This is a genomic window from Eubacterium sp. AF19-12LB (genome assembly GCF_003479125.1).
GTDB classification, from domain to species: Bacteria; Bacillota; Clostridia; order Lachnospirales; family Lachnospiraceae; genus Eubacterium_U; species Eubacterium_U album.
This window is the reverse complement of record NZ_QUGP01000006.1, coordinates 1-14,211: the sequence shown is the minus strand read 5'-3', so window position 1 is coordinate 14,211 and position 14,211 is coordinate 1. Positions and strand designations below refer to the sequence as shown.

General features: G+C 35.1%; 7 protein-coding genes. 4 read left to right on the top strand and 3 right to left on the bottom strand.

All coding sequences use genetic code 11. From position 1 onward, the window contains the following. Positions 1-19: 19 nt before the first annotated feature. The 3 genes from DWX29_RS07300 to ptb are packed head-to-tail and all read right to left on the bottom strand — an operon-like array spanning position 20 to position 2,248. Positions 20-217, bottom strand: coding sequence for a PspC domain-containing protein (locus DWX29_RS07300; protein WP_022088165.1), 198 nt, complete (start codon positions 215-217; stop codon positions 20-22). A 36-nt stretch (positions 218-253) separates the two neighbouring features. After that, complete coding sequence (buk, locus tag DWX29_RS07295) at positions 254-1,321, bottom strand: butyrate kinase (protein WP_022088164.1); 1,068 nt, start codon at positions 1,319-1,321, stop codon at positions 254-256. Positions 1,322-1,339: 18 nt separating this feature from the next. Further along, positions 1,340-2,248 (bottom strand): phosphate butyryltransferase, encoded by a 909-nt coding sequence (ptb, locus tag DWX29_RS07290; RefSeq protein WP_118565513.1) that lies wholly within the window; start codon positions 2,246-2,248, stop codon positions 1,340-1,342. 296 nt (positions 2,249-2,544) lie between these two features. Here ptb and DWX29_RS07285 point away from each other — a divergent pair, with 296 nt between their 5' ends. The 4 genes from DWX29_RS07285 (at position 2,545) to DWX29_RS07270 (ending at position 14,152) form a co-directional block, all read left to right on the top strand. Beyond that, a complete protein-coding gene (locus DWX29_RS07285) occupies positions 2,545-6,303 on the top strand; it encodes a glycosyl hydrolase (protein WP_118565512.1) in 3,759 nt (1,252 codons plus the stop codon). 201 nt (positions 6,304-6,504) lie between these two features. Next, a complete protein-coding gene (locus DWX29_RS07280; protein ID WP_158574516.1) occupies positions 6,505-10,095 on the top strand; it encodes a VWA domain-containing protein in 3,591 nt (1,196 codons plus the stop codon). Positions 10,096-10,105: 10 nt separating this feature from the next. After that, on the top strand, positions 10,106-13,795 hold the full coding sequence (locus DWX29_RS07275) for a transglutaminase-like domain-containing protein (RefSeq protein WP_118565510.1): 3,690 nt from the start codon (positions 10,106-10,108) through the stop codon (positions 13,793-13,795). Positions 13,796-13,804: 9 nt separating this feature from the next. Further along, entirely contained in the window at positions 13,805-14,152 is a 348-nt protein-coding gene (locus DWX29_RS07270) for a hypothetical protein (RefSeq protein WP_118565509.1), read from the top strand. Positions 14,153-14,211: the final 59 nt, after the last annotated feature.

Here is a 14,211-nt window from a genome sequence, read left to right as displayed (position 1 = left end):
AATTTATTGCTTTTTCATTCTACATATCGATGATATTATCATCTGGAATTACTAAAGCACATATAATATAAATTATTATACCTGAGCCATAGAAGAGTGAGAGAATAGCCCATATAAGACGTACAACTGTAACGTCAATATTAAGATATTCAGCAAGTCCTCCACATACTCCGGCAAGCTTTTTATTTTTTGATGATTTGTATAATTTACGCTTCATAACTACCTCCGTATAAAGCAATTTTAAAGTAAATAATTAGTAAACCATAGCTTCTTCTTCACCTGTAACAACTCTTAATGCACCCTGAGCAAGAGCTAGTAACTCATCTTCACCAGGATAAATTGTAACTGGAGCAATCCATTCAACAGCAGCCTTCATATCTTCCTGAGTTTTAGCGTTGTAAGCAATACCGCCTGTTAAGATAATCTGATCAACTTTTCCACCAAGAACTACAGACATAGCACCGATTTCTTTGCATAACTGATAATGGAATGCATCAACTACAGCCTTTGCTGTTTCGTTACCTTCTGCAATCATTTTCATTAAATCTCTCATGTCATTTGAACCGACATAAGCGTTGAAACCACCATTACCATTAATCATCTTTCCAACTTCTGCCTGAGTGTATTTTCCACTAAAGCAAGCCTTCATCAATGAACCTGAAGGAAGTCCGCCTGAACGTTCAGGTGAGAATGGGCCGTCACCATCTAATGCATTTGCAACATCAACAACTTTACCATTCTTATGAGCACCAACTGATACTCCGCCACCCATATGAACAACGATTAAATTTAAATCTTCGTATTTCTTACCAACTTCTTTTGCATATCTCTTAGCAACAGCTTTCTGGTTTAATGCATGGAAGATTGAAATTCTAGGGAATAATGGATGTCCTGATAATCTTGCAACATCAGCTAATTCATCAACTACAACAGGATCAACGATATATGATGGAACGTTAATCTGTGCTGCAATTTCATGAGCAAGAATACCACCAAGGTTTGATGCATGCTGTCCCTGCTTACCAATCTTTAAATCTTCAAGTAATTCAGGAGTAGTAGCATATGTACCACCTGGAATTGGTTTTAATAAACCACCACGACCTACAACAACATCAATAGTTGAAAGGTCAACATTTTTTTCTTCTAAGACTTTTAAAATAACTTCTTTACGGAAGTCTTTCTGGTCATAAATTGTTGCGTACTGTGCGATTTCTTCAGTTGAATGTCTTAAAGTCTCTTCCATAAGCTGTGTTTCATCTTCGTAAACACCAATTTTTGTAGAAGTAGAACCCGGGTTGATAATTAATATTTTGTATGACATTTTAATACCTCCAAATTATTACATTGCTTCAGCAACTACAGCTGCTAATGCGATTGAATTTACTTTAACTTCAAATTCATCAGAACGTGATGTTAAAATAACAGGGGCCTTTGTACCTGTTAATATGTTGCCATTTTTAACATCTGCTGTATGAACTAAACATTTATATGTGATGTTACCTGCCTGAATATCAGGGAATAATAATACATCAGCATCACCAACAATTTTTCTGTTAGTTGTTCCTTTGTGGAATGCAGCTTCAGGTTCGATGGCAAGATCAAGAGAAAGTGGTCCGTCAACGATGCATCCTGTGATTTCTCCGCTTTCATTCATTTTAGTAAGTGCTTCAGCATCTACTGTACATGGCATTTTAGGATTTACAACTTCAACAGCTGCAAGAGGAGCTACCTTAGGGCACTCGATTCCGCATGCATGTGCAATTTCAACTGTGTTCTTAATAATCTGAGCCTTTGTATCAAGGTCAGGATAAGGAACAAATGCAACATCTGATAAGAATAACAAATGATCGATACCCTTAACATCAAATACGCAAACATGTGATAATGTTTTGTCAGTTCTAAGACCAACTTCTTTATCTAATACACTCTTAAGGAATGATTTTGTATCTATAAGACCTTTCATGTACATATCAGCTTTTCCGTCATGAACTAATTTAACAGCTGTTCTTGCTGCTTCGATTGGATCAACAACATTGATGATTTCAAATTCATCTGCATTCATCTTTAAAACACTGGCAATTGTACGAATTTTTTCTTCATCACCAACTAAAATGGCTTCAGCAATATTTCTGTCTTTTGCTGCCTTAACTGCTTCTAAAACTGCATCATCCTGTGCACAGGCAACAGCAACCTTTTTCATAGGGCATTCTGCAACCTTTGCAAGTAAATCGTCAAAACTTTTTGTCATTTTGTTTACCTCTTCAATATTTATAAATTTTTTCAGGAGTATATCCTGCGTTTAACCACTTTAAATAGTAGCACGGTCTATTTGACAGGTCAAGAAATAGAAAGAAAAATAAAGAAAACTTACTTATGTTTATGTGTAAAAATAGAAAAAGGATACTAGGATAAAATATTTGTACTTGTTTCCGGATATAAATTTATACTATAAATAGTATGGAAGTCAAAATAAGGTAGCGGGAAAGTAGTATTTTGTATAACTATTTATGATATGAGGGAACAGTAGAAGGACAGGAGAGTGTTATGAGAAAAAAATTAAGTAAGGTAATGGCATTAATATGCGTTGCTACAATTACAGTAACAAGTATGCCTTATTTGTCTGATTCGACTAAAGGTGCAACTATGGACTTTAGTGCTGAAAACAGTTCAGTAATGGTAGACAAAGGCGGATATAAGAAAGAAGTCTATGGTGTTGGTACAGACGACTGGGGAGTAACATGGACAGATAGAAAAAACAATTTACCTACAAGAACAACATATTTAACAGATAATTACAAAGAAACAGTTGGAACAGTACCTACAAATGATTGGGCGAGCTCAGTTGTATTTGACAAATATTCAGAATCATTGTACGCACATCCACTTGCATACCGCGCAGCAAGTAATGGAATGCAGATGGCATCACCGGCGGTTACTAGTGGTACATCATATGTAGATGGAGAGCCTACAGTAGAAAGTCTTTTAGAAGATAATACAGTGGAACTTGTTATCGGAGGTAATAACTTTAGTGCAAAGGATGCAAAAGTTGATAAAACTACAGACTGGACATACGATATATTGATGGAGAACAATGCTTCAACATCAAGCATAATGGCGACAATCGGAAAAGGAACACCATATGCTTATTACAATTTTAAAAATGTAGAACCTACCATTTCACTTGGAGCAGGTGGAACAGATCTTGCGATATATAAAAATTCAACATCTTCAAATATTTTAGGGGTAAGTCTTAAGAACAAGAAAGACGGAAAGACACATTACTACTTAATCAGTGCACCAAGTGGTACAACATGGGTTAATGCGGGTGGAAAACTCACTGCAAAAATGCCGGCAGGAAAAAACTACATGTCAGTTGCAATATTACCTGACGGAAGTGACAATGCATTTGAATTATACAAAAAATATGCATTTAACTTTATTACAGATACAAAGGTTGAGTGGAAATATCTTAGTAATTCTTCAAAGGTAGTTACAAAATATAACGTGGTTACAAAGAACATGGAAACAGGAGCAAACGGTGGAGACACAATTATTGCTTTATATCCTCATCAGTGGAGATATGCAAACAGTAAATTTACAGGATATACATACGACACAATAAGAGGGACAATGAAAACAGTTGTTGGAACAAGCTATTCTACAACAATGCAGTATAATGGAATTTTATCATCACTTCCTGTAACAAAAGATGAAGATACAGTAGGAAAAATAAAGGATCAGTTAGGGTATTTATACTCTTATAGAAAATCAAAAGATGATCCAAAGTGGATTTGTTTCTTAGAAGGTCAGTATGGCGGATATGATACATACTGGGTAGGAAAAAATCTTAACACATTATCAGATGCAATATGGCTTGCAGACCAGTTTAAAGATAACGACATGAAGACTATGACAAATGACATGGTTGAAGGTGTTGAAGATTATCTGGAATTTTGGTTTGACCCACATCGGGCATATATAGACGGTCAGCATGTAGATGATTATTTTTATTATGATAAAGAGTATGGAACACTTATTGGCTATCCTACATCATATGATTCAGATAAGCAGGTAAATGACCATCATTTCCATTACGGATACTGGATAAAGGCAGCTGCGGCAGTTGCAATGAAAGACCCACAGTGGGCAAAAGAGTGGGGCGGAATGGTTTATGAAATGATAGGCGATATAGCAAATGCAAATAGAGATGGTAGCAGCTATAACAAAAACAGCGAGACAAGATATCCGTTTTTAAGAAATTTTGATATATACGAAGGTCATTCATGGGCATCAGGAGTTGCAAACTATGAATTTGATGAAAATGGTCAAATGGTGGACAAAAAAGGTGGACTTTCAGGTGGTAACAACCAGGAATCATCATCAGAGTCAGTAAATGCATGGTCTTCACTTATTCTTTGGGGAGAAGCTGTTGGCGATGAAAGAATCAGAGACCTTGGAATCTACATGTACACAACAGAAATAGCAGCAATTGAAGACTATTACTATGATGTACATAATGAGATTTTTACTAAAGAATATAAAGATAGTAATAATTATAATATCCAGACAGTAACAAGATTGTTTGGCGGAAGATATGATCATACAGCATGGTGGACAGAAAATCCAATAGAAGTTACTACAATTACAATGCTTCCAATATCAGGGGCAACACTTTATATGGGAAAATACAAAGACAAGGTAAAGAATGTAGTTGACAGCATAGGAGAAAACAGTAAGCAGTGGAGTAATTTTGTGAACAATAAGGAACAGATTTGTACAAATTACGGAAAAAAAGATATGCTTACTGATCCTAAGACAAATCAGGACGTGGTTGCTGAATACTATGCATACTATGACCCGGATGCAGCACTTGCAAAAGTTGATTTAAGTGATAGCGGAAAAGTTGAAAATGGTGAATCAAGAGCACATACATTAGCTTACATTACAAGTTTGAAAGAATATGGAAACCAGAATTTTGATATAACAGGAAGTACTCCATTTTCAGTTGTATTAGAGAAAAATGGAGTTAAGACTTACGTTGTAGAAAATCACACAGATAAGACACAAAGAACATATTTCTCAGATAAGACATATGTTGATGTACCGGCAAATTCAGTTTATGCAGGTGGAAAGAGCGGAGATGGAGAAAATCCAAATAAAGATGATTCACAGGAAATAACAAAGCCTGAAGCAACTACAGCAAAACCGGAGGCAACAACACAGAAGCCACAGGAGACAACAAAGCCTGAAGCAACTACAGTTAAGCCAGAGACAACAACACAGAAACATGAGGTTACAACAAAACAAGAAACAACAACAAAGCCTGCGACTGATGATTCAAAATATGCATCATTAAATTACATTGACATAGGAAATAACAAAAATAATGAATTTGACCAGAGCTTATCAGGATGTAAATATGCAGTAGTAAACGGAACAATAAATGTATGCCAGTTCCAGAATACAGGATTTGGCGAGCTTTATATGGCAGTAGGCGGAATATCAGCAGCAAACTTTATAGCGACAATTAACGGGCAAAAAGTTACAAGAACAGAAGGAACAGGATTGTTTATAAATCCTGCAGTGGATTACATTACATACAAATACAATGTAGTTGAAATAACAGCAGATGATGGAACAGCCACAGTAATTATAATGAATCCGAATAAAACAGGAACTTATAATGAGTCATCAATAATAGAAACAACTACAGAAAAACAGAGTGAAACTACAACAAAGGAAGAGACAACAAGTAAAGTAGAAACAACTACAGAAAAACAGAGTGAAACTACAACAAAAGAAGAGACAACAACTAAAAAACAGGAAGAGACAGTAAGTAAAGAACAAACAACAACTGACAAGTTGAATGAATCTACCACAGAGCAGGTACAAGTTACAACAAAAGACGAAATTAAAGAAAATCAGTCTACAAAAGAAAATAAGCATTCAGATGTGACAACAACTGCGAATAAAGAAGGTTTTAGTATAGGTGGATTGGGTAATGATGAAAAATATCAGGCACCTGGTAAAGTTAAAAAACTTAAAGTAAAGAAGAAAAGCCTTAAGAAGATTCGCCTAAGTTGGAAAAAAGTAAGTGGTGCAAACGGATATCAGGTTTCTGTAAAAGTTAGAAAGAAAGGCAAATTTAAAGTTGTAAAGACAATAAGAAAAAATAAAAATAAATATATTAGACGCAAATATAGAAATAAAATTATTTATGTTAAGGTAAGAGCGTACAAAATAGTTGCCGGAAATAAAATTTATGGAAAATATTCTGCTGTTAAAAAGTATAAAAACAAATAATTAAGTAAAGCCATTATTAAGGATGATTAGCACAAAATGTTCTTGGTAATGGCTTTTTATTTGAAAAAATAAAGTATAAAACTTATAAAAAACTCAACAAAATGCGACGAAACTATTGACTTTCACTCACTAAACTGATAAAGTGAGAGCTGTTAAAAACGTTTCAAAACGTAAGATAAATTAAATATGGGAGGTTTTACAATGAAAAGCAGGTTACTAAAGGGGATTTCCTGTCTGCTTGCTTGTGTAATGTTGTTGGAGGCTACATTACTGTACTTTACAAAAGATGTTTATTCCAACGAAAATGTAATTGCACTAAAGAAAGAGGCAGTGAAATGGATTGAAGACAGTCAGAATGAGGATGGCTCATGGGGGAAGAGTTTAGGTATATATAATACAGCAGAAGTATTAAAATATACAGGAAAACAAAATCTTTCAGGGGATGTCAGAGAGAAAGCCGTAAAATATCTTGATACGGCGTATGAAAATAACAATGACGATCTATATAGAAAAAATTCCATTAATGAAATAACAACAGAAGATAAAATAAAAGAAATAATTAAAATGCAAAACAATGACGGAAGTTTCAGTGTAAGCGATGAATACAAAGGTGACATATTTGATACACTTCTTGCACTTGAAGCAATGCTAAGCAGCGAATTGATGAATAAAAAGTCAATGGAAAAGGCTGTTTTATTTGTTTTGTCAAACCAGAAAGAAGATGGTAGTTTTTCATACACCGGCAAAAAAGATGGTGGAGTATACATAACTGCATATGCAGCTTTTATATTAAAAAAATACATCAGCGAAAATGGTGGAAAAGAAAGTGAAAAGCTTGCCCTTAACAGAGCAAATGAGTATCTTGTTTCAAAGGAAAATGAAATAATCGGAAATGATGAAGAATCATTAATGAATTTATTAATGATTACAATTGCGCTGACAGAGATTGATGCAAATAGAACATTACAGAGGATTGAAAAAGTAGGAAAAGAAATAAAACAGGATGGAAGTCTTAATCAAGATGAATGTTTAACAGCAATGTTTGTTTACGCAATAGATGAATATCTTACATTTGTCAGGGATGAATCAGTTATATCGGGTCCCCAAATAACAGGTATAGTAATAAATTCAGATGAAAACATAACCGCATACACAGATATAAAAGTTGTTCCGGAAATAATTGGGATAAATGATGAAAAACATGAAGTGTCTGTGTGTATGGGAAACGAAAGCACAGCTTATGTAAAAGGAACAGAAACTGACGATGGATATGTAATTAATACGAAAAACATGGAACCGGGTGAATATTACATTGTTACAATGGTTACGGATAAAGAAAGCGGACAGGTTTTGGCAATAAAAAGAAAACAGGTAGAAATCAGTGAAGGAATTAAAATATTTAAATCAGTTCTTAATTATTCACCAAAGGCTGTTTCCGTAAATACGAAAAAAGAAATTAAGTTTAAGTTAAAGGCAGAAATGGGAACAAATACAGATACGGACATAGACATAAACATAAATGTTGAAAATCAGAATGGCGAAAATGTTTATGAAGACAATCGTAACATTGATGCAGACGCAAATACAAAATACATTGAATGCAATGATTTTTCATTCATGTCACAGGCAGACACGGATGATTTATATACAGTAACAGTAAGGTATAAGAATAAAAATACGGTTATTAAAACCGACAGAGCGCTGATAAAAGTTTTTGATGAAGAAAATGAAAACAGAATTGACATAAAATACGAGGCTGACAAAGATGAAATAAATGATGACGACACACATGTAAACGTGAAGTTTAACATGCAGGGAATTGGTCTTTCGGAAACAATAAAAAGAAGACCGATGGACATTGTTATCATATTGGATAATTCCGCGAGTATGGGTGATAAAGATTGGAAAAATGCGGTAGAAGGGGCAAGAATAATAACTAACTATATTCAACCGGAAGACAGAGTGTTAATAAGGTACATTAACTTAAATAATCCGGCATGCAAGTTTATAAGTGATAAGAAAAGTTTGAATCAGGTTCTGGATAATGTTAACAAAAACATAAATTATTGGGGCGGAACACCTATATACAGTTCAATAAATAATTCGATAAATGATTTTAAAAATTCCGAAAACAGAGACAAGGTAATATATCTGTTTTCAGATGGAGAACGTTCAGCAGATTCAGGAACACTTAATGTTAAACAAATCACGGAACAGAACATAACAATATATTCAGTCTTTCTTGAATCTAATGCATCAGAAAGCAGCAGAGCGGAGGCAAAAAAGACAATGCAGTACATAGCCGACATCTCAGACGGTGTGGCACTAACCGCACCGACAAATGATGAAATAACTGAATGCGTGGCAAAACTTGCAAACGACATATTCATGGTTGCGGGTAAAAACATAGAACTTAAGATGAAATTAAATAAAGACATAAATCCTGATGATATTGAATTCAGCAATGCCCCTGATGAAATAATAAAAAATGATGATGGTACAAATACACTCTTATTTAAGACGGGCTACATAAGCGTGGGTCAGGATAACAACATGGAGATGAAAGTACCCGTAACAGGAATTGCGGATGACGAAATAATTAATCTCATGGATGAGATAACACTTTCATATACAAATGAAAATGATGAAAAGGTTGAGCTTAAACTTGATCCTTTAACCATAAAACGAAAAATTACAACTGAAATCGTTGAAACGGAGCCCGAGACAAAACAGAGTACAGAAGAAACAGTGGATAAAAAGGCAACATATGCCAAAAACATTCTTCCAAAGGAAAGTGAGAAGCAGGGCAAAGCCATTAAGGGAAATGTAAGTGTGGACAACACGGATATGGAAACAGGAGATACTGCAAAAATTTCTTATGTAATCGAAAATAAAGGACAGGAAAAGGAAAACGGCATTTTAAAAATAAGTGCAATAAACATAAAGAACAAAAATGTAACTGAATTGGAAAATAAGGAAACGAAAATCGGACAGGGAGAGAAAATTACTGAAACCATAGATACAGACACTTCATTACTTGGAGAAGGAAATTTCTTAATCATATATCAGTTTGTGACAGATGATGAAGTAATTCTGATGGATGAGGCAGGATTTAAACTTACAGACCATGCTTATAATTTTAAAATTCAGTGTAGCGACGGTGGAAGTGTTGTTTCAAAGTTTATGGAAACTTATAAGGAAGGACAAACCATAAGCCTTAAGGCAAAAGCAGACGATGGATATATATTTGCAGGATGGGAGTGTGACTATGGAGCATTCTCCGACAGGTATGATAAATCTACAATGTTTACAATGCCGGGTAATGATGTAACGGTAAAAGCAGTATTTGCGAAAAAGAAAAATATGGAAAATCACGACAACAGTATTAGTGAATCCGTAACAAAAGATAATAGCGGTGAAAAACCGGGCAATGAAATTACAACACAAAAAGTCGTGAAAAAAGATGGAAATTCAAATGTTAAAGGCAGGTCGGAAAAGTCAGAAAAGAATTCTGCCACAACAAAGGAAAAGCATGAGAAGAATGCCAATATAAGTGGTAAACATAAAAAAGAGTATGGTAAGAATGACAGCATTAAGAAAAATAGTGATGGCATAAAAACATACAACGTGGATGAAAATAATCAAAACAACAAAGAAATAAAATCAGGCTCACCCGTAAAAACCGGTGATTTTGAAACAAGAAAAACAATTGCAGCATTGATGATTATTCAGTTCATTTCAATTATAGTCATTATATTTATGGCAGGAAAAAAGGAAAAAGAAGAACAATAGGGGTTAAAAAATGTATAAAGAGAAAAAATTTAACAGGGTTTTAAGTTTTATTCTGATAGTGGCAATGGTGACAGTGTCAATGTATGTGCCGGGAATAAAGCAGAATACCACTAAAAGTTCAGACATAAATGAAGCGTATCAGTTAAGTGAAGCAGAAGTTAAAACACAATCTGCAAAAAATGCTGAGAAGTTAAAAACATATATGTCTGAAAGTGTAAATAAAGTAAAATCAAAAAAAGAAACCGCAGAAAGTCTTAAAAATATTCTTGAATATGTGTCGGAACTTAAAAAATCTGTTACAGATGAAATGAACAAGGCACAAAAATATGCTAAAGAAGAAAATCTTAAAACAGTATTAAAGAGAGTAGAAGAAAGCAGAAAAGAAGTTAGCAAAGACTTTGCAGATACAGAAAATGACATAAACAGAGTGATAAAACTTTGTGACAAAAAAGATGTAAGCAACAAAGAACTAGATAATGAATACGCTAATCTTACGGATGAAGTCAGAAAGATAACGGAAAATGAAGACATAGAAACAAAAGTGCCCGATAAACCACATCAGACCTCTAAAAGTTATGATGTAAGTGAAAGTGTAGGAAAACAGACACCGGATAGCAGTTTGTACACGACATCTTTGTTAAAGAAAATAGAAAACGGAGAGTGTGATGGAGAGAGCACACAGGATGAAGCATTAATTTTAAGTGATGAGGCTAAAAAGATAGCCGATACGCTAAATACTCCTTATGAAATATATAAATATGTAAAAGATACAGTAGATTTTAAGCCTTATTACGGTTTAAGATATGGTGCTACAGGTACATTTACATGTAAGGTGGGAAATGATTATGATACGGCATCGCTTCTAATAGCAATGTTGAAATACAGAGGATTTGAAGCGAGATATGTAGTAGGAACAGTACAGATTGAAATAAAAGAGGCAATTAATCTTACGGGTGCAGACAATGAACAGGGCGCAGTTGATATTTTATCTATGCTTGGGATTCCGACAACGGTAGTAAAGACTGATGGAAAGATAACAGCCGTAAGAATTGAACATGTATGGGTAGAAGCGTACATTCCATATGACAGTTACAGGGGAAGTGGAAAAGTAGCCGGTGCAAAAGAATGGATTCCAATGGATGCCTCATATAAAAAATACGAAAAGCAGGAAAAGTTAAACTATGACAGTGATTTTAATGAGGAAATAAAAAAACTTAGTGAAGAATTAAAAAATGAAAACGCGACAGGGTTTAGTGAAAATCTTGAAAGCATTCAGGATAGGATAACTGAATACGCAAATGAAGAAAGTATTGAAACTGACACAATTCTTAGCAAAAGAAAAATAAAGGAAGACACTCTTAGCTTACTTCCGTCCGTACTTCCATATGAAGTAATAAAGGAAAATGCCGTATTTGACAGGGCACCTGAAAAGGCGAAGGCAAAGATAACATTTAAACTTACAACACCGTTTTACGGTACATACGCAATTGGAGATTCGGATAAAGAAGTAACATTTGAAGCAGCATCATTATACGGAACAAATGTCTGGATTGAATATATTCCGGAAACAGATGAAGACGAAAAGATAATAGAAAAGTATGGCGATATATATAGCACACCTGCATATCTCATTAAGGTTATTCCATGCATAATGGCAGACGGAGAATGTGTTGCAAAGGGGAATGCAGTACGTCCCGGAACATATACAATATTTGGAATAGATATATATGAAACAGGATGTGAAACAGTATCAGTTGACAATCCTCTTGTTGCAGGTGGAAGTTATGCGGTTTCATTTGATTATGGAAAAATAAGCGAAGCTGATTTAAGCGATGCAAAGACCGAACTGCTCAGTTTAAAGGAAAAACTTGAATCAGGAAAAGAAAGCAATGACAGGGCAATGGGGGAAACACTTTCAGGAATTGGCACAACATACTTTGCACAGCTTGATATGGCAGACAGTATGCTTGAGGGAATATTAAATGTTACAACATGGAGACAGATAAGTGAGGGAATCTTTGGATACAAACCAAAGGTCACAAGCATATTTGGTGCACCAATCGGAATATCTGAAGGTACAGTGTTTGTTGATATAGACACGGATACATATGGAGTTGCAGATAATGGAGATAAAATCAGAACTTCTGAAGTAAACAATGATCAGAAAAATGGAAAAGACAGCGACGGTGATAAAGAAAACAAGGTGGACTATAATCCGGTAAAGGATTTCATGCTCTATAGTGGATTTGTAGGTTCATATCTTGAAAGCTTTGTCCTTGAGGAAACGGTTGGAGTATTTGCCGTATCCACAATGGAAGTATTTAAGGTGGCGCTTTCAAGAGGCATGGAGCTTGTGAAGATAGATTCGCAAGATTCAGATGAGTTTGAAAAAATAAAAGCAGATGACAAGACATTAAGTGAGATGAAAAATGCAGTCAAAGCAGGGCGTACAATCATAGTACCAAGGGAAGAAATGTGTTACTATGGATGGAAAGGCACGGCATATATTGCACTTGACACAAGTACAGGCGAAGGAGCCTACATGATAAGTGGAAGTATGTGCGGTGGCAGTACGGCAATAAACATAATTGTGGGTACAATAAATGTAATAATCGCTGCATATGATCTTATTGCTGCAATAGATATGATTATTTTAGGCCTTGCAAATCCAGTGTTGCTGACAGTTGCACTTGTGTTTCTGGGAGTTGCCGTTTATGCATACATTGACAGTATGTTTACGCTGTTTATGTATTGCAGCACCGGAGAAGAACGGTATGGAGAAGAAATGATGACGAATCTGTACTTCAACGTGACGTTTGGTGTAATAACGAAGGTGGCGGGAACTTTAGGAAAGAAAGTCGTAAGGAAGATAGGGGACACGCTTGTGGAAATGGGCGTAGACAGTAAATATGTTAAAAACTTCTTTACGGAAGAATATGGAGGAGTATCATGGGATGACAGCCCGGGAACAGGCGGCTCAGGAAACCACGGAAGTGGAGGAACCGGAAGTGGCTCAGGAAGTCATGGAACAGGTGAAATACCGGGAGGCGGCTCAGGAAACCACGGAAGTGGAGGAACCGGAAGCGGTTCAGGAAGTCACGGAACAGGATATATTCCCGGAGGAGGAAGCCCGGATTACTGGAATTTCATTGATGCATGGGAGTTGATCAGCAAAAAATATGGTGAAAAGGTAGCAAGCATACTGCAGGAATTTGGAGAAGACGGACTAAAGCTTGCAGAAAAGTATGGAGATGACCTTGCAAGAATAATTGACAATCTGGAACCGACAGAAGCTAAAAAAGCAGTAAGCCTTATAAACAGTTATGGTGATGATGCACTGGAAATGTTTAAGGAAGGAAAAAGCTTTGATGAGGTAAAGAAGGTTGTTGAGGGTGGTTTAAGTGAGAGTGGTAGTACAGCTGGTAATATTGCAAAGAATCTTGATACAAACAATATACCAAATATGACGAAACAAGAAATTATTGACGCTATTCCAGATAATTGGAAATATGCAGAGCATAATGGTTTTGTTCATATAAAGGATGAAGCAGGGAAAATACGTATTAGAATTGACCCACCAGATAAAGTGACACAATATCCACACGTTCATGTGTATGATAATGATGGAAATTTGTTAGATAGTTTGGGAAATATTGTAGATAGAAAAAGTCCTGATGGACATATACCGTATAAAAATTAGGAGAGCACGATGATACAAGAATTATTAAAGAAAATCGAAGATAGCTATTATTGGGATGCAAGAGTTAAAGCGTTAGATTGTAATTACTTTGGAGATGAAGTAAAAGTAGTATTTGAGGATGATGAAAAGAATATCACATACCATTTTGCAGAGTGTTATAAAGTGAAAATTGAGCATGCAGTTGAATGTCCTAAGGACGGAGCCTCTAAAGAACTTACTCTCTCTCAGATTCCGTATTTTTTGCAGGATGTAGAATTAAAAGAGATAGAATTATGTCAAAAAAAATATATGGAATTTAAAATAAATATGTATCCTATTGAACTGTTAATAGTTTGCAAAAAATTTGATATTTATTAGGGTTATACTTTCGGACTCCCAACAACCTATAACTATTGCACGTCTATTAATTAACCATC